Below are 23,487 nucleotides of genomic sequence, written 5' to 3' on the forward strand. Positions count from 1 at the left end.
GGCTGGAAGGAGCTACCATCCCGATCAACTTCCCGGCGATTCCGATCGATCTGGTGGCGGCTACCAACGTGGCCATCCCCATCACCGGATTCTTCTACCCGATCACCATTCAACCGATCCCTCAGTTCGGCATCCCAGTCGACGTCTCGATTCAAGTTCTCTTCACTTTCACTTTCGAGGGAACCCTCCTGTCCCCGGTGGTGGACCCCATCGTCATCAACCCGATCGTCCTGAAGGACCTCATGGTCGGGGCGAATATCCAGATCCCCATCGACATGACACTGCTGGGCCAACTCAACCTCACGGCACCGGGCCTGCTCGGTATCGGGAACTCTTCCGGGTCGCTGTCGTCGGGCTTCTTCAACGGCAGTTCCAGCGGTACGTCCGGGTTCTTCAACTCCAGCGATCTGAGTTCGGGTTTCGCCAATGCCAACGGGGCGTTGACGTCGGGTTGGTACAACTCCGGTTCGTTGCTGTCGGGTTGGCAGAACCTGGGCGAGGCGATGTCGGGCATCGCCAACACCAGCGATGTGGCCGGGGCCGCGTTGATGTCTGGCGTCGGCAACATCGGCAGCCAGGTCTCCGGTTTCCTGCACGGCCAGATGAGTGCGCTGCAACAGGCGCTGGCAGCCATTTCGCCGTTCCGGGCGAGCCTCGTCACCACCACCACGTAGCGGCGTAGGCCGGCTGCTGACGCAGCGATGGCAAGTTGGCCGTGCCAAACTAGGTTGCATGGCTGCGTTGTCGGTGGCGGTGTGCCCACTGAGCGGGTGGCTGGGTCGGTATTTGCTGGGCCGCGATCCGCGTAAGCCCGTGCCGGTGCTGGCCTCAGCCGGGCTGTGCGGCTTCGCGGCAGGTCTGGATCCGGCCGCACGCCAGGCAGGGCAGTGGCTGGTCACCGAGGTGCCGCAGCGCTCGCTGCGCAACTGGCAGTATGCGGCGGCGAAGCTGATCGCCGCCGATCTGCGCGGCCGGGTCCCCGTTTCCAACGACTGACCGTCGTCGCCCGAAGCCCGACTGCGCTTACGCGCGCAAGGAAAGGACATCCCATGCCCAAACTTCCCCCGCCCAGAGTTGTTCAGCTGATCGACACCGCGCGCCATCATCTGGCCGCGCTGCACCGCCGCATGGTGCCGCCGCCGGTCGCAATGATGGAGATGGTCTCCAACGCGTGGGTGTCCCAGGCCATCGTCGCGGCGGCCGAACTCGGCATCGCCGACGCGCTCGCCGACGGGCCGCTGACGGCCCAGGAATTGGCGACCGCGGTCGACGCCGATCCCGATGCCGTGGCCCGCCTGCTCAGGGCGCTGATCAGCAGGGGCGTGTTCCGGCAGCGCCGCGATGGTCGGTATGACCTGACTCCACTGGCCGGCACGCTGCGCCGGGACGCCGAGGTGCCGCTCACCGGCTGGGCCCGCTGGCTGGGGTCGCCTCAGCACCGGGAGCACTGGAGCCATCTGACCGACGCGATCCGTACCGGCCGATCCGTCATACCGGCGCTGCGCGGCAAGCCGGCGTTCGAGTACCTCGCCGCTGAGCCGGAACTCGGCGAGATCTTCAACCAGGCGATGACCGGCGGATCGGCGTTGTCGATCGGCCCGGTGATCGCCGCCTACGACTTCAGCGCGTTCGCCACCATCGTCGACGTCGGCGGTGGGCACGGCCGCCTGCTGGCGGAAATACTGGCGGCTACCCCGACCGCGCGCGGGGTGTTGTTCGACCAACCGCAGGTGGTGGCGGGGGCCCCGGCCGTGCTGACCGAACGCGGTGTGGCCGACCGCATCGAGGTAGTCGAGGGGTCGTTCTTCGAGTCGGTCCCGGCCGGGGGAGACGCGTACGTCCTCAAAAGCGTGATCCACGACTGGCCCGACGACGACGCGGTGCGGATCCTGCGCAACGTGCGGGCGGCGGCGGAAGTGGGCAGCCACCTGCTGCTGATCGAGTTTGTGATCCCCGAACACCACCGGGAATTCGTAGGCAATTGGTTGGACCTCGAGATGCTGCTCGCCCTCGACGCGCGGGAACGAACGGCAGCGGAATTCGAGCGGCTGTTCGACCGTGCCGGCTACCGGTTGCGCCGGGTGGTGGCGACCGCCTCGCCGTTCAGCGTGCTCGAAGCGCAGGCGGTCTAGGACGAATCGCGCTGACGTTGCGCCCTGCGCGACTAAGTGCGGCTGCCCGCCGCCCGCACCGCAGAGCCGACGCGGGGCCGCCGTCAGAGCTTGCGCAGCCGGAGCCGGTTGATCGAGTGATCGGCGTCCTTGCGCAACACCAACGTGGCGCGGGGCCGGGTCGGCAGGATGTTCTCGATGAGGTTGGGCCGGTTGATCGAGCGCCAGATTTCCTTGGCGGCGACCACGGCCTGCGGGTCCGACAGCGCCGCGTAGTGATGGAAGTGCGATTCCGGGTTCGCGAACGACGTGCTGCGCATCGCCAGGAACCGCGAGACGTACCACTGTTCGATGTCCTCGATCCGGGCGTCGACATACAGCGAGAAGTCGAACAGGTCCGACACCATCAGCGTCGGACCGGTCTGCAACACGTTCAGACCCTCGAGGATCAGGATGTCGGGGTGGCGGACCACGTGTTTGGCACCCGGGATGATGTCGTAATGCAGGTGCGAATACACCGGGGCGCAGGCGGCCTCCGAACCGGACTTCACCGAAGTGACGAACCGCATCAGCGCGCGACGGTTGTAGCTTTCGGGAAACCCTTTGCGGTGCATCAGGTTTCGTCGATCGAGTTCGGCGTTGGGGTAGAGGAAGCCGTCGGTGGTCACCAGGTCCACCCGGGGATGGTGATCCCAGCGGGCCAGTAGTGCCTGCAGCACCCTGGCGGTGGTCGATTTGCCGACGGCCACACTGCCGGCCACTCCGATGATGAACGGCACCGGACGGTTCGGGTTCTGCTGCTGTTCGCCCAGGAACTCCGCGGTAGCCGCGAACAGTCGTTGACGGGCCGCGACCTGCAGGTGGATCAGCCGGGCCAGCGGAAGGTAGACCTCTTCGACCTCCAACAGGTCGATCTGCTCACCGAGGCCGCGCAACCCGATCAGCTCTTCTTCGGTGAGGGCCAACGGGGTGGCCATCCGGAGCGCGCGCCACTGCCGTCGGTCGAACTCGACATACGGGCTCGGCTCGCTCGGCCGCGGCATTGGCCTATTTTTGCAGCAACGTCAGCGGGCCTCACGGGTGGGCCGGTCAAATATGCGCTGGATAGACTGACCACCGTGACTGCCGCACCTGACGCCCGCGTTTCCTCCCATGTGATGTCCGCCCCGCTGGCCGAGGTCGACCCCGACATCGCAGAGCTGCTGGGCAAGGAACTCGGGCGCCAACGCGACACCCTCGAGATGATCGCCTCGGAGAACTTCGTGCCGCGTTCGGTGTTGCAGGCCCAGGGCAGCGTGCTGACCAACAAGTACGCCGAGGGGCTGCCCGGGCGGCGCTACTACGGCGGCTGTGAATACGTCGACGTCGTGGAGAACATCGCCCGCGACCGGGCCAAGGCGCTGTTCGGCGCCGACTTCGCCAATGTGCAACCGCACTCGGGCGCACAGGCCAACGCTGCGGTGCTGCACGCCCTGATGGCGCCCGGCGAGCGGCTGCTGGGCCTGGACCTGGCCAACGGCGGCCACCTGACCCACGGCATGCGCCTGAACTTCTCCGGCAAGTTGTACGAGAACGCTTTCTACGGTGTAGACCCGACCACCCACCTGGTCGACATGGACGTGGTGCGGGCCCAAGCGCTCGAGTTCCGCCCGAAGGTGATCATTGCCGGCTGGTCCGCCTACCCGCGGGTGCTGGATTTCGCCGCGTTCCGGTCCATCGCCGACGAGGTCGGCGCCAAGTTGTGGGTGGACATGGCGCACTTCGCCGGTCTGGTCGCCGCGGGTCTGCACCCCTCGCCGGTGCCGCACGCCGACGTGGTGTCCACCACGATTCACAAGACGCTCGGCGGTGGCCGGTCCGGGATGATCGTGGGCAAGCAGGAGTACGCCAAGGCGATCAACTCCGCGGTGTTCCCCGGCCAGCAGGGTGGGCCGCTGATGCACATCATCGCCGGCAAGGCGGTCGCGCTGAAGATCGCCGGCACCCCGGAGTTCGCCGAACGTCAGCAGCGCACGCTGTCCGGCGCCCGGATCCTGGCTGAGCGGCTGCTGGCCGACGATGTCGCCAGTGCCGGTGTCTCGGTGGTCAGCGGCGGCACCGATGTCCATCTGGTGCTGGTCGACCTGCGCAATTCGCCGCTGGACGGCCAGGCCGCCGAGGACCTGCTGCACGAGGTGGGTATCACCGTCAACCGCAACGCCGTCCCCAACGACCCGCGACCGCCGATGGTGACGTCGGGCCTGCGGATCGGAACCCCCGCGTTGGCGACCCGCGGCTTCGGTGACGCCGAGTTCGCCGAAGTCGCCGACATCATTGCGGCGGCGCTGGCGGCCGGCACCTCGGCCTCCGAGGGGCAGGTGGCCGGGCTGCGGGAGCGGGTGACGCGGCTGGCCCGCGAGTTCCCGTTGTACGACGGCCTCGAAGACTGGAGCCTGGTCGGCCGCTGAGCCGGGAGCCGGAACAGCCCCGAAAACGGGTGCTCATGCGTCTGTCGCGGGTGGTGGCGATCACGGCGCGTCAAATTTGAAAGCGTCTGTGTATGCGAGTTACAGTTACCGCATGGCACAGAAACCTGTCGCTAATGCGCTGACGCTGGAACTCGAACCCGTGGTCGAAGCCCTCCACGATCGCCACCTCAGCACAGAGGACCTGTGGTTCGCCCACGACTACGTACCGTTCGACCGCGGTGAGAACTTCGCGTTCCTCGGTGGGCGCGACTGGGATCCCTCTCAGGCCACGCTGCCCCGGCCGCTGATCGACGCCTGCGAGATCCTGCTGCTCACGAAGGACAATCTGGCCGCCCATCACCGCGAGCTCATCGACCACTTCATCCTCGAGGACTACTGGGGCCGGTGGTTGGGTCGTTGGACCGCCGAGGAACACCACCACGCAATCGCTTTGCGCCAGTACCTGGTGGTCACGCGCGAGATGGACCCGACAGCCAACGAGCAGGCCCGCGTCCAGTACGTGACGAAGGGCTACCGCGCCGAAACCTACTCGCAGGTTGAGACGTTGGTGTACATGGCCTTCGTGGAACGTTCCTATGCCACGTTCTGCCGCAACCTGGCCGCCCGGATCGAGGAGCCCATCCTGGCCGGCCTGATCGACCGGATCGCCCGAGACGAAGCGCGGCACGAGGAATTCTGGGCCAGCCTGGTCACCCACCTGTTGGGTTACACCCACGACGAGACGATCGCGGCGATCGCCACGTGTGCGGCCGAGCTTCAGGTGCCCGGTGCCGACATCGACGCCTACCGGGACAAGCTGCAGAACGTGGCCGACGCCGGCATCTACGACGAGGCGCAGCTGCAGCAGGTGATCTCCGAGCGCATCAGCGCCTGGGGTCTGGCCGACGAGCCGGCGCTGCACCAATTCGTCACGGACTGACGAGCAATTCGGCACTGATCAACCGGTTTCCGGTGTCTCGGCGCGCCTGCACTGCGGCGGTGCGGCCACCGGAGTAGCGTCGCTTTCGATGGCCAGCGATCTGCTCTGCTGCCAGGGCGGCACTCCCGGTTCCTGCACCGGTCATTGCACCGGTCGTTGGAAAGGCAGGACCGGCCCCGGTCCTGGTGCCGCGGCCCCCGCCGACACGCTCGAGTGGGTCCGCCCGGGCGTCATTCGCTCGAGGAGCGCCCCGTGACCGAAACCCGGACGTACGTGCTCGACACCTCCGTGCTGCTCTCCGACCCGTGGGCATGCAGCCGGTTCGCCGAGCACGAGGTGGTGGTTCCGCTGGTTGTGATCAGCGAACTGGAAGCCAAGCGCCATCACCATGAGCTGGGTTGGTTCGCCCGTCAGGCATTGCGGTTATTCGACGATCTGCGGTTGGAGCACGGCCGGCTCGATCAGCCGATTCCGGTTGGCGCACAAGGCGGTTCGCTACACGTCGAGCTCAATCACACCGACCCGGCGGTGTTGCCCGCCGGTTTCCGGACCGACAGCAACGACTCCCGGATCTTGAGCTGCGCCGCCAACCTCGCTGCCGAGGGCAAGCGAGTCACGTTGGTGAGCAAGGACATTCCGCTTCGGGTCAAGGCGGCCGCCGTCGGTCTGCCGGCCGACGAGTATCACGCGCAGGACGTCGTCGTCTCAGGTTGGTCGGGGATGCGCGAGATCGAGACGGCCACCGAGGACATCGACGCGTTGTTCGCCGACGGTGAGATCGACCTGGCTGAGGCCCGGGACCTGCCGTGTCACACTGGAATTCGGTTGCTCGGCGGTACCTCGCACGCGCTGGGCCGGGTCACCCCGGCCAAGCGGGTTCAGTTGGTCCGCGGCGACCGGGAGGTGTTCGGGCTGCGTGGCCGTTCCGCTGAGCAGCGGGTGGCCCTGGACCTGCTGCTCGACGAGTCGGTGGGCATCGTGTCCCTGGGCGGCAAGGCCGGGACCGGCAAATCGGCGCTGGCGCTGTGTGCCGGGCTGGAAGCCGTGCTGGAGCGCCGCACCCAGCGCAAAGTGGTCGTGTTCCGTCCGCTCTACGCCGTGGGCGGCCAGGAACTCGGTTATCTGCCGGGCAGCGAGAGCGACAAGATGGGGCCCTGGGCGCAGGCCGTCTTCGACACCCTCGAAGGGCTGGCCAGCCCGGCGGTGCTGGAGGAGGTGCTGTCCCGCGGCATGCTCGAGGTGTTGCCGCTGACCCATATCCGGGGCCGGTCGCTGCACGACTCGTTCGTGATCGTCGACGAAGCCCAGTCGTTGGAACGCAACGTGCTGCTGACCGTGTTGTCCCGGTTGGGCACCGGGTCCCGCGTGGTGCTCACCCACGACATCGCTCAACGCGACAACCTGCGGGTCGGCCGCCACGATGGGGTCGCCGCGGTGATCGAAAAGCTCAAAGGTCACCCGCTGTTCGCCCACATCACGCTGCTGCGCAGCGAGCGTTCGCCGATCGCGGCGCTGGTCACCGAGATGCTCGAGGAGATCGCCGGGCCGCACTGACGGCGCTGTCGCCGGGCGGCGGTTCGGTAAACTGCCTGCGTGCCGAAACGACCCGACAACCAGGCCTGGCGCTACGGGCGCATGGTCTTCGGCGTCGTTGCCGCGGTGGTCATCCTGGTGATCGGTGGTTTGACCGGCCACGTCACGCGCGCCGACAGCCTGAACTGCTCGATCGTCAAGTGCATCGCCCTGACCTTCGACGACGGGCCGTCCCCCTACACCGACCGGCTGTTGCAAATCCTGCGGAACGACGACGCCCGGGCCACGTTCTTCCTGATCGGCAACAAAGTGGCAGCCAATCCTGGCGGCGCGAGACGCATCGCCGACGCGGGCATGGAGATCGGCAGCCACACCTGGGAACACCCCAACATGACGTCCATCCCGCCCGAGGCGATCGCCAGCCAGTTCACCCGCGCCAACGACGCGATCGCCGCCGCGACGGGCCGTCGGCCCACCCTCTACCGGCCGGCAGGCGGCCTGTCGAATGCGCAGGTGCGTCAGACCGCCGCGCAACTGGGCATGGCCGAGATCCTCTGGGACGTCATTCCCTTCGACTGGGCCAACGACGCCAACACCGCGGCAACCCGCCAGGTGCTGATGGCCCAGATCAAACCGGGCTCGGTGGTGTTGTTCCACGACACCTACTCGAGCACCGTCGACCTCGTCTACCAGTTCATCCCGGTGCTCAAGGCCAATGGCTACCACTTGGTGACGGTCAGCGAAATGCTCGGGCCCCGCGCCCCCGGCAGCAGTTACGGCAGCCGGGAGAACGGGCCGCCGGTGCACACCTTGCGCGATATCCCGGCAGTCCAGGTGCCGCCGCTGCCCAACACTCCCTCGCCCAAGCCGATGCCCAATCTGCCGATCACCGATATTCCGGGGCAGAACTCGGGCGGGCCGAACAACGGTGGTTGAGGGTAAGCAGGCGCCGAAGTCCGCGGTGCGGCTCTCGTTTCGGTACGCAACCGACCTGGCGTTGGCCTATCTGCTGGCCGTCGCCGACGCCGCCGCGATCCTGATCCCGCTGCGCGGTCACACGCCGGGCATCGCTAGCGCCGACTTCGCCGAGAAGAATACCGGTCTGGTGGTGCTGCTGGTGTTGCTGGCAACCTGCGGGGTCGCGATCGGCGGTGCCGCGATCATCGCCCCGACGCTGCGCTGGTATGCCCCGGGCCACGAACCCACCCCCGAGCAGCGCGAGGCCGCGATGAAGATCGCGGGCCGCCAGTCGCTGCTGATGGCCGCGGCCTACACGGCGTGCGGCGTGATCCTGATCCTGCTGAACCTCAGTGGCGGAGCAGCGCTGATCGTGCCCATCGCGATCGGAGTGGTGATCGGCGCCGCCGCCGCCGCAGGCACCGGCCTGCTGCTGGCGCAGCGCACCCTGCGGCCGATCATGGGTGTCGCCACCCGGGGTTGCGAGCCGCGCCTGGCCGTACCGGGCGTGTTCGCCCGGATGGTCCTGCTGTGGTTTCTGGTCAGCGCGCTGCCCATCGGCGTGATCGCAACGGTCGTCGCCCTGCGCTCGGCGGGGTGGCTCATCGACTCATCGGCCGCCCTGGACGTGCCGGTGCTGGTGGTGGCGATGGCAGCGCTGGTCCTCGGACTGCCGACGATGATCCTGACGTCCCGCTCGATCTCGGATCCGCTCGGCGAGGTTGCCGACGCGATGGGCGAGATCGAGCACGGTCACATGGCCACCTACGTCGGGGTCTACGAGCGCTCCCAGATCGGGCGGCTGCAGAGCGGCTTCAACCGGATGGTCGCCGGCCTGGAGGAACGCGAGCGGATCCGCGACCTGTTCGGCCGCCACGTGGGAGCCGACGTGGCCCGCCGGGCGCTGGAGGAAGGTACCTCCCTGTCCGGTGACGTGGTGGAGGCGGCGGTCCTCTACATCGACCTGGTCGGCTCCACCCGGCTCGCGGAAAACCTGCCGCCGCAAGAGGTTGCCGAGTTACTCAACGATTTCTTCCGCATCGTGGTGGACACCGTGGACGAATATCGGGGACTGATCAACAAATTCGAAGGTGACGCGGCCCTGGTGATCTTCGGTGCTCCGTTGCGCACCGACGAGCCGGCGTCGGACGCGCTGGCCACGGCGCGCGCGCTGGCCCGCAAGCTGCGCCGACTTCCCTTGGTGGACTTCGGCATCGGGGTGTCGGCGGGCCGGATGTTCGCCGGCAACATCGGTGCGGAGAACCGGTACGAATACACCGTGATCGGCGACGCCGTCAACGAAGCCGCCCGGCTGGCCGACCTCGCCAAGACCTCCGAACGGCGAATCCTGTGCTCGGGTGCCGCGATCGAGCGCGCCGGCGCAGAGCGCAACTGCTGGGCCGAGTGCTACTCCACGGTGTTGCGGGGCCGCTCCGAACCCACCCGTGTCTCGGCGCCGACCAGCATCGACTAGCGCCCGGCTACTTGCGCGAAACCTTCAGTGCCGCAATGACACTGTCGACAACGGCTTGCGACGCCGAGTCACCGATCGGGACGGCGGCGAAGAAGACGGTGACCGGTTTGGTGTCGACCGCGATGACCGTGACCGTGTCGCCCTTGACGCCGCGCGTGGTGTCGGCGATCGAGATGTCGGCCTGCACGCGGGCCGCCTTCACCCCGTCGACCGTCGTCGACGACGTCGTCTTGGGTCCCAGCGTCGGCGAAACCTGGTTGTAGCCGGGACCATTGGCCAGGCAGTCCAACAGCTTGCCGGCCTGCGCGCTGACGTCCATGCTGGTCACGAAGTTCGTCACGGCCACTTCGACCTGCATCATCCACTGGCTGCCGCCGGGCACTTCGCGGCCCAGGCCCACCGCGTCGATCAGATTCGGATTCTGATCGTCGATGAACGGCGCCCACCCTGGTGCCGCGCTGGCGGGGAACGACAATTTGCCTGCACTCACCGTGTCACCGGTGGGCTTGGCGCCGCCGGACACGTTGGAGGCGCAGTCCGTTGCGGTCTGCTGGCCGCTGCCCGGGCCCGAGGGGGCCTCGGTGCTGGTGCTGGTCGACGACGCGGTCGAGGCGGGGTCATTGCCGCTGTTGAGCGATGCCACGAAGATCACCACCAGGATGATGACGCCCACCAGTGCGATGCCGGCGACGATCAGCCATGGCAGCTTCGAGTTACGCGGCGGCGGCCCCGGCGGGTAACCGCCCGGACCCCAGCCCGGCGGCACCTGCTGGCCGGGCTGCGCATACTGCTGCGGTGGGTAACCCGGGGCGCCCCAACCGTCGGTGCCGTGCTGCGCAGGGGGTGGGTAACCGTAGGGCTCACCCTGTGTCGGGGGTTGGCCCTGCGGCGGTCCACCCCAATAGGGTTGCTGCCCATAAGGATTCGGTGCGTAAGGATCCAGGCCGTAAGGGCCGCCGGGAGGCACGGTCATAGGTCAACCACTCTCATTCTCGTTATCCGCCTTCCCCGCGGCGACCACGGACCAGCGTCACCGATTATCCGGGGGACGCGGCAGCTCTGCTCGTTCAGTCGATCGGTTCGACTTTGGCCATCGCCAACACGTCGAGTCGGCGATCCAGTTCCTCTTCGGACAGCTTGTCGCCGATCAGGCCGCGATCAATGACAGTCTGGCGGATGGTCTTGCGTTCTTTGAGCGCCTGCTTGGCCACCGCGGCGGCCTCCTCGTAGCCGATGGCCGAGTTCAGCGGCGTCACGATCGACGGCGACGATTCGGCCAGTTCGCGCAGCCGTTCTTCGTTGGCGACCAGTCCGGTGATGCAGCGCTCGGCGAACAACCTGGAGACGTTGGTCAACAGCTTGAACGACTCCAGGATGTTGCGGGCCATCATCGGGATATAGACGTTGAGTTCGAACGCGCCCGACAACCCGCCGACCGCCACGGCGGCGTCGTTGCCGATCACCTGCGCCGCGACCTGCGTAACCGCCTCCGGCAGCACCGGATTCACCTTGCCCGGCATGATCGAGCTACCCGGCTGCAGGTCGGGCAGCTGGATCTCGCCCAACCCGGTCAGCGGGCCGGACCCCATCCAGCGGATGTCGTTGGCGATCTTGGTCAACGACACCGCGATGGTGCGCAACGCGCCGGAAGCCTCCACCAACCCGTCGCGCGCTGCCTGCGCCTCGAAAGAGTTTGACGCCGTGCGCAACTCGGATATGCCGGTCTTTTCCACCAGCACCGCGACCACCTTCACGCCGAATCCTTCGGGGGCGTTGAGCCCGGTTCCGACCGCGGTGCCGCCGATGGCCAGTTCGCCCAGCCGGGGGAGGCACCCGCGCACTCTTTCGATACCGGCCTCGATCTGGCGGGCGTATCCGCTGAACTCCTGGCCCAGCGTCACCGGAACGGCGTCCATCAGGTGCGTCCGACCCGACTTGACCACTGTCTGCCACTCCAAAGCCTTGGCCGCCAACGCATCCTGCAGCACCTGCAGCGCCGGAATGAGATGACTCACCGCGGCTTCGGTGGCCGCGATGTGGGTGGCGGTCGGGAAAGTGTCGTTGGACGACTGTGACATGTTGACGTCGTCGTTGGGATGCACCGTCACGCCGTTGCCGGCTGCGATGCTGGCGATCACTTCGTTGGTGTTCATGTTCGAGCTGGTGCCCGAACCGGTCTGGAAGACGTCGATCGGGAACTGGTCGTCGTGCTGGCCGTCGGCGATCTCGTTGGCGGCGGCGATGATCGCGTCGGCCTTCTCCGGTGCCAGCAAGTCCAGGTCCTTGTTCACCTGGGCGCACGCTCCCTTGAGCAACCCGAGCGCGCGGATCTGGGCGCGCTCGAGCCCGCGCCCGGAGATCGGGAAGTTTTCTACCGCCCGCTGAGTCTGGGCGCGCCACAACGCCTTTGCCGGCACCCGGACTTCACCCATGGTGTCGTGCTCGATGCGGTAGTCGCCGTCGTTACTGGCGGAGTCGGCCATAAATCAGATCCTCACTGAGAGTGGTTACGGCAGGGGATAGGCGGCGTTGGTGTCGCCGGTGAAGTCGATTGCGGAATATTCGTTGAGCTTGGACAACCGGTGGTAGGCCTCGATCATGCGCACGGTGCCGGACTTGGACCGCATCACGATCGACTGGGTGGTACAGCCGCCCGGCTGATACCGCACGCCCTTGAGGAGGTCGCCGTCGGTGACCCCGGTGGCGCAGAAGAAGACGTTCTCGCCGGACACCAGGTCCTCGGTGGTCAGCACCCGCTCCACGTCGTGGCCGGCGTCCAGCGCCTTGCGACGTTCGGCGTCGTCCCTGGGCGCCAGCTGTGCCTGGATCGCCCCGCCCATGCAGCGGATCGCGGCGGCGGTGATGATCCCTTCGGGCGTGCCGCCGATGCCGGCCAGCATGTCGGTGCCGGAGCCGGGCCGGCACGCCGAGATCGCGCCGGCGACGTCGCCGTCGGTGATCAGCCGGATGCGGGCGCCGGTGTCGCGGACATCGGCGATCAACTGTGCGTGCCGGGGGCGGTCCAGGATGCACACGGTCATGTCGGCCGCCAGCAGTCCCTTGACCTTCGCGACTGCGCGGACGTTCTCACCGATCGGTGCGGTGATGTCCAGCACGTGTGCGGCCTCGGGCCCCACAGCGATCTTGTTCATGTAGAACACCGCCGACGGGTCGAACATGGCGTAGCGGTCGGCCACCGCCAGCACCGAAATGGCGTTGGGCATGCCTTTGCTCATCAGGGTGGTGCCGTCGATCGGGTCGACGGCGAAGTCGCACTCCGGTCCGTCGCCGTTGCCGACTTCTTCGCCGTTGTAGAGCATCGGCGCTTCGTCTTTCTCGCCCTCGCCGATCACCACGACGCCGCGCATCGACACCGAATTCACCAGCTCGCGGATGGCGTCGACCGCGGCGCCGTCGCCACCCTCCTTGTCGCCGCGCCCCACCCACCGGCCTGCGGCCATCGCGCCCGCCTCGGTGACCCGGACCAGCTCCATGGCCAAGTTGCGGTCGGGAGCTTCACCACGGGGCGGTCGGGCGGCCGACGGGCTTGCAACGGCGCTGTGCGGCGCGCCGGATCCCTGTGCAGTCATGGCGCGATTGTCCCAGAAGCGGAACGCCGGGCTGGAGCTGGGATACTCGGGGAGTGACCACTGAGCCGCAACCGACCCCCAAGCCGGCCAAGCCGCGGTTGCTGCAGGACGGTCGTGACATGTTCTGGTCGCTGGCCCCGCTGGTGGTGGGCTGCATTGTGCTGGCGGGCATGGTGGGGATGTGTTCGATCTCCCCCGGCGGCCCCAACCGGGGCACGGTCCCGTCCTATGACGCGGCCACCGCGTTGCGTGCCGACGCGGCCACGCTGGGCTTCCCGATCCGCCTGCCGCAACTGCCGGGCGGCTGGCGACCCAATTCGGGCGGCCGGGGCGGTATCGACGGCGGTCGCACCGATCACGACGAGCACCTGCACGCGGCGACGTCGACCGTGGGCTACCTCAGCCCGACCGGGATGTATCTGAGCCTGACCCAGAGCAACGCCGACGAAGACAAGCTGGTCGGTTCCATCCATTCGGGCATGTACCCGCGGGGCGTCGAGAACATCGCCGGGACCAGCTGGGTGGTCTACCAGGGCGCGGACCGCGACGGTGCCGTCGAGCCGGTGTGGACCACTCGCCTGGCCAGCCCGGCCGGCCCCACGCAGATCGCGATCACCGGCGCCGGCAGCCCCGACGAGTTCCGTACGCTGGCTGCCGCGACGCAAGCGCAGCAGCCGCTGGCCGCTACCCGATAGAAGGGCACCCCGGATGACCGCACCCGAAGCAGATCTGTCCGGCTGGTCGGCGGCGCCGTTCACCGCCGCCGGCTACACCCACGACGTGTACCGCAAGGGGTCGGGTCCCGGGGTGGTGCTGATCCCGGAGATGCCGGGCATCCATCCCGGCGTGCTCGGGTTGGGAAATCATCTGGTGGACAACGGGTTCACCGTCGCCATCCCGTCGCTCTTCGGCCGTCCCGGCCGAAAGATATCGATCCCCTATGTCCTGGCCGAGATCAGCCGGGGTTGTGTGGCAAAGGAATTCGCCGCGATGGCCACCAACAAGGAGCGGCCGGTATCGCTGTTCCTGCGGGCGCTGGCCCGCGATCTGAACGCCGCGACGCCCGGCAAGGGAGTCGGGGTGATCGGGCAGTGCTTCACCGGCGGTTTCGCGCTGGCCGCCGCCGTCGACGACAGTGTGCTGGCCCCGGTGCTCAGCCAGCCGTCGGTGCCGTTTCCGCTGACCGGCAAGCATCGCCGCGACCCCGGGCTCAGCGAGTCCGAACTCAGTGTCGTCGCCGATCGCTGCGCCAACGATGGCTTGTGCGCAATGGGACTGCGGTTCAGCGCGGACGCGATGGCACCGGGTGAGCGGTTCAAGACGCTCAAGGCACGTCTGGGTGACGCCTTCGAGGTGATCGAAATCGATTCCGGCCCCGGCAACGAGCACGGGTTCAGCCGGATGGCGCACTCGGTGCTCACCGACCAGGTCCGTGAGATTGACGGTCAACCCGCCTACGAGGCGCGCAAGCGGGTGGTCGAGTTCCTCACCGAGCGGCTCACTGCCTGCTGAACTCATGCCGCGGGTTGAGCACCCCGAATTGAATTGCGGCTCACGACAGCTTTTTGGCGCCCGTTGTTGGGTGGCCGATGTCCGGGGAGTCGGCGGCCGAGTGGTGCAACTCAAGGACGCTGCGGCGCCCCGGTCACGCTGATGTGGGCTTACCCGAACAGCGACATCGGATGGATGAACGCCCCCTCGAGCACCTCGCGGGCGAGGTTGGCGACTTCGGCCCCGCGCAGCGGCAGGCGGGCCATCTCCTCAACGGTGAACCACGCCGCGCCCAGGGACTCGTCATCGGGCACCGACTTCGGCGGAGTGTCATCAGCTGGGTGGGCCACGAAAATGACACGCATCCGTGCATTGCCTGACAATGGCGTGTGCTGAATCCGCAGCACCCCGTCCAGCACGATGTCGATGCCGGCCTCCTCCCGCGTCTCGCGGTGCGCGGCGACCGCGAATGTCTCGCCCGGCTCGACCCGTCCGGCTGGCAAATACCAGAGTTGGCCGTGTTTGCGTTCATGCACCAACAGGAACCGTCGGCCCAGCCGAACCAGCACCAAGGAGAAGTTCCACGTCGGGATGGGTTCGCGCGCCATCAAGCCCCGTCCCTCTGGTGTGTATTCTTCTGGCGCCCAAACCACTTGCGCTGCACCGGTTTATCGTCCACCGGTTTGAGTTCGACACCCTTGTAGACCGCAAGGTAGACATCGATGGTGGTGACGATGACGATCATCAGAACCGGGCCAATGATGATGCCCCACGGACCGAACATCCTGATCCCGGCGAACACCGAGAGCAGCATCAGCGCCGAGTTCAACCGGGCATCACGCGGCACCAGCACCGGCCGCAGGAAGTTGTCGATGTTGGTGACCACGATCAGGTGGAACAGGACCACGAACAGCCCGCCGCCGATGTGTCCGAAGAAGCACATCCCGATGCCGAACGGTATGGTCACGATCCCGCTGCCGAGCGGAATGATCGACAACGCCGTCAGCAAGATCGCGAAGATGAAGAAGCCCTGGTGGAATCCGGCCAGGTAGATCGACGCGGCGCCGGCGACACCCTGGCAGAGGGCGATCACGAACTGCCCGTTGACGGTGCCGCGCACCATCGACCCCATCTTCTGCAGATACAGGTCGGTGACTTCTTCGCCGAGCGGGTTGAGCTGGGCGATCAGGTTCCGGATCTTCTCCCGGTGCACCAGCAGCGCGACGAACACGTACAGAAAAATGATCGCCGACGTGATGGTGCCGGCCAGACTGCCTGCCGTGTTCTGCAGCACGTTCAGTAGCCAGTGGCCCGCGTTCTGTGCGACCGAGACCATCGACTTGCGCAGGTTCTCCGCCGTGAGCGTGACGTGCACGAACGGCACCCGGCCGAGCAACTCGTTGACCAGGTGCAACGTCTTGTCGCCCAGCGTGCTCAGGTCGGTCGATTTGACCCACTCGGCAACCGAGTCGACCATCCGGGCGATCTGCACAACGGCCAGGCTCACCAGCAGACTCAGCGGCACGATCACAATCGCCAGCGCGGACAGCAGGGTACAGGTGGCGGACAGCCCGGTGTTGAGGCGCTTGTTGAACCACTCGAAGAGCGGGGCGAACAGGTAAGCCCCGACGGCGGCCACCACCACGAGGACGAAATAGCTGCGCAGGAAGTACAAACCGAACAACACCGCGAGGATCGTGACGATAGCGAGCGCGCGCTTCTGGGTAAGCGTGAATTCGGTGTTCATGCCCTGACCGAGACCGCCCTCCGCGGGTATGTTGAGCGCGCTCCGTAACCTTAACGGTTGGGAAGGAACAGCATGACTGTGGTCGAGACCAGCTACGGTCCGGTGCGTGGCGCCGACTTGGCCGGCCCGCCGGGCCGCGTCACCGCGTGGAAAGGCATCCGGTTCGCCAAGGCGCCCATCGATGATCTGCGGTTCCGGGCGCCGGCGCCGCCCGAGCCGTGGACCGAGGTCGCCGACGCCACCGCCTACGGGCCAGCCTGTCCGCAGTCGACGCTGCCCAACATGAAGCTGGACCTGGGTGCACCGCAGGGCGAGGACTGTCTGCGGCTGAACATCTGGGCGCCGGCCGGCACCGACCCGGGCGCCGGGAAACCGGTGCTGGTGTGGCTGCACGGTGGCGCCTACGTGCTGGGTTCGGGCAGCCAGCCGTTGTACGACGGTCATGTCCTGGCCGCCGACGGCGACGTCGTGGTGGTCACGGTCAACTACCGGGTCGGGGCGCTGGGATTCATGGACCTGTCGTCGTTCAGCAGTGCGCAGCGGCAGTTCGACTCCAACATCGGGCTGCGCGACGTGCTGGCCGCGTTGGCCTGGGTACGCGACAACATTGCGGCGTTCGGCGGCGACCCCGACAACGTGACCCTGTTCGGCGAGTCCGCCGGTGCCGGAATCGTGACGACGCTGTTGGGCGTCGCTGCCGCCGCGGGGTTGTTCGTTCGGGCTATTGCGCAGAGTTCGCCCGCCACATCGGTGTACGACCAGGACAGGGGCCGCCGGGTTTCGGTGGCTGTGCTCAACAAACTGGGTATCGCCGAGTCCGAGGGGCACAAGGTGGCCTCCGCGTCCACCGTGGCTCTGATCGCGGCGACCAGTGAAGTGTTCAACGAGATCCCCGTCAGCAATCCGGGCACGCTGGCGTTCGTCCCCATCGTCGACGGTGACCTGTTGGAGGATCAGCCGGTCAAACTGGCGCAGGAGGGCCGCCTGCTGCCGATTCCGTTGATCATCGGGACCAATAAGCACGAGGCGGCGTTGTTCAGGTTGCTGCGCTCACCGCTGATGCCGATCACGCCGCACGCGATCACCACGATGTTCAGTCAGATCGCCGTCGAGCAGCCCGACCTGCAACTGCCCACCTTCGAGGAGTTCGGGTCGGCCTACTCGCGCCGGCAGAAGTCGCGCAGCGTCGGGATGGCCACCGACATCGGCTTCCGGATGCCGTCGGTGTGGCTGGCCGACGGCCACAGCAGGGTGGCGCCGGTGTACCTGTACCGGTTCGACTATGCGACACCGGTGTTCAAGCTGTTGACGGTGCGAGCCGCTCATGCCACCGAATTGCCTTATGTGTGGGGCACTCTCGGCGCGCCGCAGGACATGTCGCTGAAGCTGGGGGGTGCCAAGACCGCCACCGCCGTCTCCCACCGGATGCGGACGCGGTGGCTGAATTTCGCGGCGCACGGTGAGCCCGATGGCCCGGCCGGTGAGCCGGCCTGGCCGCGCTATTCCGAGCCGAATCGCCCGTGTCTGGTGATCGACAAGCGCGACACCATCGTCGACGACGTGGATGCGCGCATCAGGGAAGCCTGGGGCGCCCAGATGGTCAGCTTCCGGTAGCCGCGCCGGCTTTCTTGCCGGCCTTCATTTCGCTCTTCATCTTGTGGAAGAGGTCGACGTAATAGGGCAGGCATTCCTTGAGGGCCTGCTCGGTGGTGAACAGCGGCTCATAGCCCAGGTCGCGGCGGGCCTTGGCGATCGAGAAGTAATTGTTGATGGCAATGCGCTCGATGGCCAGCGGCTCGAGTAGCGGTGCGGGAGCGCCGAATTGGAAGTGCAGCCGCTGCCATGCCGTCATCGCGAGGCGTACCGGGGGGGCGGGAACCCTTACCTTGGGCCACTTTTCGCCGCATGCCTCGACCACCGGACGGGCGAATTCGAACATGTTGATCGGTTCGCCGTCGTTGATGAAGTAAGCCTGCCCCGGCGCGGTGCCGCCGTCTACCAGGTGTTCGCCGGCCAAGATGAAGCCGTGAATCAGGTTGTGCACGTAGGAGTTGTCCAACTTTGCCGACTTGGGTCCGACGAGCACTTTCGTGTGGCCCTTGATCACGCTCTCGAACAGTTTGCGGAACATCGTCTGGTCACCGGTGCCCCAGATGCCGCTGGGTCGCACCGAGCAGGTGAGCATGCCGTCGACACCGTTCTGGCCGAGCACGTATTTCTCAGCGGCGACCTTGGTTTCGGTGTAGAGGTCGTTGAACCGGTCGGTGTAGGGCATCGTCTCGTCGCCGTTGGTGATGTCCTGCCCACCCATCACCACGCTGTTGGAGGCGGTGTAGACGAACCGCTGCACACCCGCTTTGCGGCCGGCCGTGACGAGGTTCTCGGTGCCACCGACATTGACCGAGAAGCTGCGCTGCCGGTATTCCTTAGTCGCCGACGCGCCACCCATCAGGTCGATGATCGCGGCCGTGTGGATGATCGTGTCGATGCCGTCCACCGCCGCCGCGCAGACGGCGGCATCGGTGATGTCACCCTGCAGCACCTCCAACTTCGGATGCTGGGGCAGGGGCGAGGGGGCGCGGTCGAAGGAGCGGACCTGATGTCCGCGCTCCAGCAGGGTCCGGACCAGGTTGGCGCCGACGAAGCCGGATCCGCCGGTGACAAGGACGCTGCCGAGTTCGGTTGTCAGTGCTGCATCACCCATACCGGGGAGCATAACTGAAACGTGTTCCAGTTTGGAATAGAACAGGTGTCCGAGTTTGACCGCAGCCGGCCCTATTCAGGGTCGCCCGCGGCGAGTGCATCGGTCACCCGTTGGCGGGCACCAGCTAAGTGCTCCTCACACCTTTTCGCGAGTTGCTCGCCTCTTTCCCAGAGTTTCAGCGACGCATCGAGGTCCAGGCCGCCCTGCTCCAGCAGTCGCACAACGTCGATCAACTCGTCGCGGCAATCTTCATAGCCGAGCTGACTAATAGGTGTAGTCGTCTCGTGCCGGGGATCAGGATCCATCAGTGCGTCCCTCGCTCACCGCTGCGATGGCTCCGTCGGCGACCCGCACCCGCAGCCCGGTGCCGGCCGGTGCGTCGTCGGTGCGTCGCAGCACCTCGGCGCCGGAGGGGGTCACGACCTGGACCACGGCGTAGCCGCGGGCCAGGGTTGCCGCCGGGCCCAGTGTCGACAGCCGGGCAGAGAGGTGGCCTACGCGCTCGGTCTCCCCGGCGAGCAACCGCTTGATGTCACGCCGCAGCGCCGAGCGGGCTCGTTGCACTTCCTCCTCGCGCGTGATCACCATGCGCAGCGGGTCGGCCAGCACCGGACGGCTGCGCAACTGTGCGAGTGCCCGCTGCTCGCGTGACACCCAGTTGCGCAGTGCCTGAGCGGTGCGCTTGCGCAGCTCGTCGATCCGGCGTTGCTCGGCGGCGGTGTCGGGCACCACCATCTTGGCGGCGTCGGTGGGGGTGGCCGCCCGCACGTCGGCGACCAGGTCGCAGAGCGGATTGTCCGGTTCGTGTCCGACGGCGCTGATCACCGGAGTGCGGCAGGCCGAGATTGCTCGGCACAGGGTCTCGTCGGAGAACGGCAACAGATCCTCGACGCTGCCACCGCCGCGGGCGATCACAATCACGTCGACATCAGGGTGCCGGTCGAGTTCTGCCAGCGCAGCGACAATCTGTGCGACGGCGTTGACGCCTTGGGTCGCGGCGTGCCGGATGGTGAAGCGCACCGCCGGCCAGCGGGTGGTGGCCACCGTGGTGACATCCCGCTCGGCGTGGCTGGCTCTGCTGGTGATCAGGCCGATCATGGTGGGCAGGAACGGAATCGGGCGCTTGAGCCGCGGATCGAACAGCCCTTCGGCATCCAGCAACCGGCGCAGCCGGTCGATACGGGCCAGCAGTTCTCCGACACCGACCGCGCGAATCTCGTTGAGGCGCAACGAGAATGTGCCCCGCACGGTGTAGAAGGAGGGCTTGCCGCACACCACCACCTGGGTGCCCTCGGTAAGTTTCACCGGAGCGTTGAGTACCAGCTCACGCGAACAGGTGACGGTCAGCGACATGTCGGCCGCCGGATCACGCAGCACCATGAAGACCGTGTTGGTGTTGGGTCGCAGGTTGATCTGGGCCAGCTGACCCTCCACCCAGACGGTGCCCAGCCGGTCGATCCAGCCGGCGACGCGGATGGCGACCGCGCGGACCGGGAAGGGGTTGTCGACAGAGTTCGCCGTGGGTTTCTGCTGCGGAGCTGGTGTCACTTCGCGGACGCGCGGGTGATCCTGTTGGCGAGCAGCGTCTGGAACGGCGCGCGGGCCTTGGTGGCCTGCTCGTAGGCCAGCAGGGCTTCGAGTTCGGCAACGTCCAGAGATTGCAGCCGGGCCCGCAACTGCGCCAGGGTCAACTGCGGGTAGTCGAGTTCGGTCGCCACCGCCGGGACCGGTACGCCGGCCGCAGGGGTGCTGGGCTGGTCGGTCGGCGGCTTCGCGGAGTCGGCGGCTTCGGCGGTGTCGGACACCGAGTACAGCGCAAAGCGGCCCTCAGTGCGGCGCTCGCCGTCCACGCCGTCGACCGGGATGGCGGAGAAGCCGCCCTGACCGCCGCCGTCCAGCACCTCGAGGTCCTCGTCGAACGTCGCCCACTCGGGTTGCTCATCCTTCGGCGGAAACAGCGACTCCAGCGTGGTATCGCCCTTGATGGCCAGTTCAGCGAGGTTCTGTTGAAAGCGCATCACGATATGAGCCGCCTGGGACGCCAACGTCATCGGGTACATGAGGATCGTTCGCGGTAGCTTGATTGTCTCCTCGACGGCGACTGTCGCCGCGCCGACCAGCAGCCGAAACCCATACGGTGCAGTAGTCATGGGTCCAAGACTGCCTCAAGCAGCGGCTAAGTCCAAGCTGAGCGCGCGCCCTGCTCGCGAAATGGCGACGGGGTATCGGCGGAACGTACCCTGAAGGACATGGTGCCCACTGTTGACATGGGGATTCCCGGTGCTTCGAGCTCGGTGGTCGACTCCCCGACCCGTAAGCGGGTGCTGCTGGCCGAGCCGCGTGGTTACTGCGCCGGGGTGGATCGCGCCGTGGAGACCGTCGAGCGTGCGCTGGAGAAGCACGGCGCCCCGGTCTACGTGCGGCACGAGATCGTGCACAACCGGCACGTGGTGGACACGCTGGCCAGCGCCGGTGCGGTGTTTGTGCAGGAAACCGACCAGGTGCCCGAGGGGGCGATCGTCGTGTTCTCCGCGCACGGCGTCGCCCCGACGGTGCATGCGGCCGCCGCCGCGCGCAACCTGCAGACCATCGACGCGACCTGCCCGCTGGTCACCAAGGTGCACAACGAGGCCAGACGGTTCGCCCGCGCCGACTACGACATCCTGCTGATCGGCCACGAGGGCCATGAGGAAGTCATCGGCACCGCCGGCGAAGCCCCTGATCACGTGCAGCTGGTTGACGGTGTCGAAGCCGTCGACCACGTCACCGTCCGGGACGAGGACAAGGTGATCTGGCTGTCGCAGACCACGCTCTCGGTCGACGAGACCATGGAGATCGTCGAGCGGTTGCGCGAGCGTTTCCCGAAACTGCAGGATCCGCCCAGCGACGACATCTGCTATGCCACCCAGAACCGTCAGGTCGCGGTCAAGGCGATGGCGCCGGAATGCGAGCTGGTGATCGTCGTCGGCTCCCGCAACTCGTCGAACTCGGTACGGCTGGTCGAAGTGGCGCTGGGCGCCGGCTCCCGGGCCGCGTACCTGGTGGACTGGGCCGACGACATCGACCCGGCGTGGCTGGACGGTGTCCACACCGTCGGGGTGACCTCCGGTGCATCGGTCCCCGAGGTGCTGGTGCGGGGTGTGCTCGAGCGGCTCGCCGAGCATGGCTACGACATGGTGCAACCGGTGACCACGGCCAACGAGACGCTGGTGTTCGCGTTGCCCCGGGAGATCCGCCCGGCGCGGTCCAAGCCTTAAGCCTCGTAGTCCCAGGGATCAGGGGTTCGCCTGCGCGGTGCCCGGGAGCCATTGCGACGTTCCGGACGCGGCTCGTCCTGGGATTCACCTCGCGCGGCTTGACCGGCTTGACCGCGGTACCGCACCTGGGAGATCGGATGATGGGTCGGGTTGGACCCGTTCGATCCCGCGGGTGCGGCGCGACGGCTGCGGGGCTCGTAGGACGGTTCGTACGGCGGATATGGTTCGTAGCCACCGCTGCGCCGCTCGTGTCGGCTACGGCGTTCACCACGGGCAGGTGACTCGGGACGATCGTAACTGTCGTACGGATCGAAGCGGCTGCTACGGGGCTCTGGCCGTTCGTAGGACCGTTCGTAGGAGCCGCGACGCGGGCGCGGTTCTCGACGCACGTCCCGCGGCGGCGGGGCGCCCCGATCGGTGTCACCCTCGTCCGGTCGGCGACGACGGGGGCGGCGGGGCGGGTCGGCGGGGTCGAAGTCGGGTTTGTCGGCCACCGAACTGCGACGGGCGCTGCGGCGGGGGCGCTCCTCGTCGGTCTCGTACGGATCGTCCGGCCGAGCATGCCGGGAGCGGGTCCGGGCCGGGCGCTGCGCCGAACGGCTGGTTCGCGCGGTCCGGCTGGTCTTCGCGGTCCGAGACCTCGCATGGGCCGGCTGGGGGGCCTCAGTTGCATCGACGTCGTCACCCGAGAGACCGGCCAACAGCGAGCTCACTCTGGCGGCGATGCCGCTGAACAGCGAGGGCCGCTCGGGCGCGGTCTCATCGTCATTGGCGGCATCGGGAACAGCTGCGGCGTTCTTGCCGAAGTACCAGCGGATCATGCCGATCAGCAACACCCCGCCCGCGGTGCCCAACATCAGTGGGAAACGCTCGATGAGCGGATATCCGCAATTGATCAGCAGGTCTTTGAACTTGTCGACCTTGCCGCCATGGAACAGCCAATAGGCCCCGGGCACGCTGCAGAACAGGATGAGCGGCGGCTGGATGACCGCGGTGAACACCGCGGCCTGCCGTACCGCCAGGACCGCCGCCACACATCCGGCGATGTAACACCCGGCGAAGACATGGGTCAGCTCCTTATGTCCGGAGTCGATCAGATACCCCACCGCGGTGGTTCCGACCGCGATGAGGACCGCCGCCCACCAGGGCACACCCGGGATGGTAGGGACGATCGAGCGGTGGCTGGGCTGCACCGTCGACCTGTCCCGCTGCGCTGACACACGTTGACCGTACCGG

General features: G+C 67.2%; 23 protein-coding genes and 1 pseudogene. 12 read left to right on the forward strand and 12 right to left on the reverse strand.

The window, feature by feature from the left end; all coding sequences use genetic code 11:
* The 3 genes and pseudogenes from AC5Y3Z_RS24880 to AC5Y3Z_RS24890 form a co-directional block, all read left to right on the forward strand.
* Positions 1–674: pseudogene (locus AC5Y3Z_RS24880) on the forward strand (hypothetical protein); the annotation flags it as partial.
* A gap of 58 nt (positions 675–732) precedes the next feature.
* Positions 733–996 (forward strand): hypothetical protein, encoded by a 264-nt coding sequence (locus AC5Y3Z_RS24885; protein ID WP_463828866.1) that lies wholly within the window; start codon positions 733–735, stop codon positions 994–996.
* A 53-nt stretch (positions 997–1,049) separates the two neighbouring features.
* Positions 1,050–2,132 carry a methyltransferase gene (locus AC5Y3Z_RS24890; protein WP_463828823.1) on the forward strand — a complete coding sequence of 361 codons (1,083 nt, stop codon included), beginning with the start codon at positions 1,050–1,052 and terminating at the stop codon, positions 2,130–2,132.
* Between the two features lie 83 nt (positions 2,133–2,215).
* On the opposite strand, the gene coaA is transcribed toward AC5Y3Z_RS24890, so the two are convergent.
* Positions 2,216–3,154: a type I pantothenate kinase gene (coaA, locus tag AC5Y3Z_RS24895; protein ID WP_463828824.1), complete on the reverse strand. Its 939-nt coding sequence runs from the start codon at positions 3,152–3,154 to the stop codon at positions 2,216–2,218.
* A gap of 114 nt (positions 3,155–3,268) precedes the next feature.
* Here coaA and glyA point away from each other — a divergent pair, with 114 nt between their 5' ends.
* On the forward strand, positions 3,269–4,558 hold the full coding sequence (gene glyA, locus AC5Y3Z_RS24900) for a serine hydroxymethyltransferase (RefSeq protein WP_463828859.1): 1,290 nt from the start codon (positions 3,269–3,271) through the stop codon (positions 4,556–4,558).
* 112 nt (positions 4,559–4,670) lie between these two features.
* Positions 4,671–5,498: an acyl-ACP desaturase gene (locus AC5Y3Z_RS24905; protein ID WP_463828825.1), complete on the forward strand. Its 828-nt coding sequence runs from the start codon at positions 4,671–4,673 to the stop codon at positions 5,496–5,498.
* Here the strand turns inward: AC5Y3Z_RS24905 and AC5Y3Z_RS24910 are convergent.
* Positions 5,488–5,643, reverse strand: a complete 156-nt coding sequence (locus AC5Y3Z_RS24910; RefSeq protein ID WP_463828826.1) for a hypothetical protein — start codon at positions 5,641–5,643, stop codon at positions 5,488–5,490. The genes AC5Y3Z_RS24905 and AC5Y3Z_RS24910 overlap by 11 nt on opposite strands.
* Positions 5,644–5,750: 107 nt before the next feature.
* On the opposite strand from AC5Y3Z_RS24910, the gene phoH2 reads away from it, so the two are divergent.
* From phoH2 to AC5Y3Z_RS24925, 3 genes are read left to right on the forward strand one after another with little or no spacing between them, the layout of a single operon-like run.
* Positions 5,751–7,052 (forward strand): RNA 5'-3' helicase PhoH2, encoded by a 1,302-nt coding sequence (gene phoH2, locus AC5Y3Z_RS24915; protein WP_463828827.1) that lies wholly within the window; start codon positions 5,751–5,753, stop codon positions 7,050–7,052.
* A 39-nt stretch (positions 7,053–7,091) separates the two neighbouring features.
* Positions 7,092–7,967: a polysaccharide deacetylase family protein gene (locus AC5Y3Z_RS24920; RefSeq protein ID WP_463828828.1), complete on the forward strand. Its 876-nt coding sequence runs from the start codon at positions 7,092–7,094 to the stop codon at positions 7,965–7,967.
* Positions 7,968–8,022: 55 nt separating this feature from the next.
* Complete coding sequence (locus AC5Y3Z_RS24925) at positions 8,023–9,462, forward strand: adenylate/guanylate cyclase domain-containing protein (protein WP_463828860.1); 1,440 nt, start codon at positions 8,023–8,025, stop codon at positions 9,460–9,462.
* Between the two features lie 7 nt (positions 9,463–9,469).
* Here AC5Y3Z_RS24925 and AC5Y3Z_RS24930 read toward each other — a convergent pair whose 3' ends face one another.
* The 3 genes from AC5Y3Z_RS24930 to glpX all read right to left on the reverse strand — a co-directional run bounded on the left by AC5Y3Z_RS24930 (position 9,470) and on the right by glpX (position 13,052).
* Positions 9,470–10,435, reverse strand: a complete 966-nt coding sequence (locus AC5Y3Z_RS24930; protein ID WP_463828829.1) for a hypothetical protein — start codon at positions 10,433–10,435, stop codon at positions 9,470–9,472.
* 94 nt (positions 10,436–10,529) lie between these two features.
* Positions 10,530–11,945, reverse strand: coding sequence for a class II fumarate hydratase (locus tag AC5Y3Z_RS24935; RefSeq protein WP_463828830.1), 1,416 nt, complete (start codon positions 11,943–11,945; stop codon positions 10,530–10,532).
* A 24-nt stretch (positions 11,946–11,969) separates the two neighbouring features.
* Entirely contained in the window at positions 11,970–13,052 is a 1,083-nt protein-coding gene (glpX, locus tag AC5Y3Z_RS24940; protein ID WP_463828831.1) for a class II fructose-bisphosphatase, read from the reverse strand.
* 53 nt (positions 13,053–13,105) lie between these two features.
* Between glpX and AC5Y3Z_RS24945 the strand changes: the two genes are divergently transcribed.
* Together AC5Y3Z_RS24945 and AC5Y3Z_RS24950 are read left to right on the forward strand one after the other, a co-directional pair.
* Positions 13,106–13,747, forward strand: a complete 642-nt coding sequence (locus AC5Y3Z_RS24945) for a DUF4245 domain-containing protein (RefSeq protein ID WP_463828832.1) — start codon at positions 13,106–13,108, stop codon at positions 13,745–13,747.
* Positions 13,748–13,760: 13 nt separating this feature from the next.
* On the forward strand, positions 13,761–14,564 hold the full coding sequence (locus tag AC5Y3Z_RS24950) for a dienelactone hydrolase family protein (RefSeq protein WP_463828833.1): 804 nt from the start codon (positions 13,761–13,763) through the stop codon (positions 14,562–14,564).
* Between the two features lie 149 nt (positions 14,565–14,713).
* On the opposite strand, the gene AC5Y3Z_RS24955 is transcribed toward AC5Y3Z_RS24950, so the two are convergent.
* On the reverse strand, positions 14,714–15,151 hold the full coding sequence (locus tag AC5Y3Z_RS24955) for an NUDIX hydrolase (protein WP_463828834.1): 438 nt from the start codon (positions 15,149–15,151) through the stop codon (positions 14,714–14,716).
* Positions 15,151–16,290 carry an AI-2E family transporter gene (locus tag AC5Y3Z_RS24960; protein ID WP_463828835.1) on the reverse strand — a complete coding sequence of 380 codons (1,140 nt, stop codon included), beginning with the start codon at positions 16,288–16,290 and terminating at the stop codon, positions 15,151–15,153. Before AC5Y3Z_RS24960 ends, AC5Y3Z_RS24955 begins: the two co-directional genes overlap by 1 nt.
* A gap of 72 nt (positions 16,291–16,362) precedes the next feature.
* On the opposite strand from AC5Y3Z_RS24960, the gene AC5Y3Z_RS24965 reads away from it, so the two are divergent.
* A complete protein-coding gene (locus AC5Y3Z_RS24965; RefSeq protein ID WP_463828836.1) occupies positions 16,363–17,904 on the forward strand; it encodes a carboxylesterase/lipase family protein in 1,542 nt (513 codons plus the stop codon).
* Here AC5Y3Z_RS24965 and AC5Y3Z_RS24970 read toward each other — a convergent pair.
* The 4 genes from AC5Y3Z_RS24970 to AC5Y3Z_RS24985 are packed head-to-tail and all read right to left on the reverse strand — an operon-like array spanning position 17,891 to position 21,144.
* On the reverse strand, positions 17,891–19,006 hold the full coding sequence (locus AC5Y3Z_RS24970) for a 3-beta-hydroxysteroid dehydrogenase (protein ID WP_463828837.1): 1,116 nt from the start codon (positions 19,004–19,006) through the stop codon (positions 17,891–17,893). The genes AC5Y3Z_RS24965 and AC5Y3Z_RS24970 overlap by 14 nt on opposite strands.
* Positions 19,007–19,065: 59 nt before the next feature.
* Positions 19,066–19,299: an exodeoxyribonuclease VII small subunit gene (locus AC5Y3Z_RS24975; RefSeq protein WP_463828838.1), complete on the reverse strand. Its 234-nt coding sequence runs from the start codon at positions 19,297–19,299 to the stop codon at positions 19,066–19,068.
* Positions 19,289–20,542, reverse strand: coding sequence for an exodeoxyribonuclease VII large subunit (gene xseA, locus AC5Y3Z_RS24980; protein WP_463828839.1), 1,254 nt, complete (start codon positions 20,540–20,542; stop codon positions 19,289–19,291). Before xseA ends, AC5Y3Z_RS24975 begins: the two co-directional genes overlap by 11 nt.
* Complete coding sequence (locus tag AC5Y3Z_RS24985; RefSeq protein ID WP_463828840.1) at positions 20,539–21,144, reverse strand: lipid droplet-associated protein; 606 nt, start codon at positions 21,142–21,144, stop codon at positions 20,539–20,541. The genes xseA and AC5Y3Z_RS24985 overlap by 4 nt, the downstream gene beginning before the upstream one ends.
* Before the next feature lie 99 nt (positions 21,145–21,243).
* Here AC5Y3Z_RS24985 and AC5Y3Z_RS24990 point away from each other — a divergent pair, with 99 nt between their 5' ends.
* Complete coding sequence (locus AC5Y3Z_RS24990) at positions 21,244–22,251, forward strand: 4-hydroxy-3-methylbut-2-enyl diphosphate reductase (protein ID WP_463828841.1); 1,008 nt, start codon at positions 21,244–21,246, stop codon at positions 22,249–22,251.
* Here AC5Y3Z_RS24990 and AC5Y3Z_RS24995 read toward each other — a convergent pair.
* A complete protein-coding gene (locus tag AC5Y3Z_RS24995; protein ID WP_463828842.1) occupies positions 22,248–23,471 on the reverse strand; it encodes a DUF6542 domain-containing protein in 1,224 nt (407 codons plus the stop codon). The two genes, AC5Y3Z_RS24990 and AC5Y3Z_RS24995, sit on opposite strands and share 4 nt — an antisense overlap.
* Positions 23,472–23,487: the final 16 nt, after the last annotated feature.

The organism is Mycobacterium sp. NGS61, assembly GCF_059812325.1.

Excerpts from the sequence above, each read along its gene's own strand:
- AC5Y3Z_RS24985 (WP_463828840.1), bottom strand. The coding sequence starts at position 21,144 with ATGACTACTGCACCGTATGGGTTTCGGCTGCTGGTCGGCGCGGCGACA.
- AC5Y3Z_RS24975 (WP_463828838.1), bottom strand. The coding sequence starts at position 19,299 with ATGGATCCTGATCCCCGGCACGAGACGACTACACCTATTAGTCAGCTC.
- AC5Y3Z_RS24960 (WP_463828835.1), bottom strand. The coding sequence starts at position 16,290 with ATGAACACCGAATTCACGCTTACCCAGAAGCGCGCGCTCGCTATCGTC.
- AC5Y3Z_RS24990 (WP_463828841.1), top strand. The coding sequence starts at position 21,244 with ATGGTGCCCACTGTTGACATGGGGATTCCCGGTGCTTCGAGCTCGGTG.
- AC5Y3Z_RS24885 (WP_463828866.1), top strand. The coding sequence starts at position 733 with ATGGCTGCGTTGTCGGTGGCGGTGTGCCCACTGAGCGGGTGGCTGGGT.
- glyA (WP_463828859.1), top strand. The coding sequence starts at position 3,269 with ATGTCCGCCCCGCTGGCCGAGGTCGACCCCGACATCGCAGAGCTGCTG.
- AC5Y3Z_RS24935 (WP_463828830.1), bottom strand. The coding sequence starts at position 11,945 with ATGGCCGACTCCGCCAGTAACGACGGCGACTACCGCATCGAGCACGAC.
- AC5Y3Z_RS24905 (WP_463828825.1), top strand. The coding sequence starts at position 4,671 with ATGGCACAGAAACCTGTCGCTAATGCGCTGACGCTGGAACTCGAACCC.
- AC5Y3Z_RS24910 (WP_463828826.1), bottom strand. The coding sequence starts at position 5,643 with ATGACCGGTGCAGGAACCGGGAGTGCCGCCCTGGCAGCAGAGCAGATC.
- AC5Y3Z_RS24890 (WP_463828823.1), top strand. The coding sequence starts at position 1,050 with ATGCCCAAACTTCCCCCGCCCAGAGTTGTTCAGCTGATCGACACCGCG.
- AC5Y3Z_RS24955 (WP_463828834.1), bottom strand. The coding sequence starts at position 15,151 with ATGGCGCGCGAACCCATCCCGACGTGGAACTTCTCCTTGGTGCTGGTT.
- coaA (WP_463828824.1), bottom strand. The coding sequence starts at position 3,154 with ATGCCGCGGCCGAGCGAGCCGAGCCCGTATGTCGAGTTCGACCGACGG.
- AC5Y3Z_RS24965 (WP_463828836.1), top strand. The coding sequence starts at position 16,363 with ATGACTGTGGTCGAGACCAGCTACGGTCCGGTGCGTGGCGCCGACTTG.
- AC5Y3Z_RS24950 (WP_463828833.1), top strand. The coding sequence starts at position 13,761 with ATGACCGCACCCGAAGCAGATCTGTCCGGCTGGTCGGCGGCGCCGTTC.
- AC5Y3Z_RS24930 (WP_463828829.1), bottom strand. The coding sequence starts at position 10,435 with ATGACCGTGCCTCCCGGCGGCCCTTACGGCCTGGATCCTTACGCACCG.
- glpX (WP_463828831.1), bottom strand. The coding sequence starts at position 13,052 with ATGACTGCACAGGGATCCGGCGCGCCGCACAGCGCCGTTGCAAGCCCG.
- AC5Y3Z_RS24970 (WP_463828837.1), bottom strand. The coding sequence starts at position 19,006 with ATGCTCCCCGGTATGGGTGATGCAGCACTGACAACCGAACTCGGCAGC.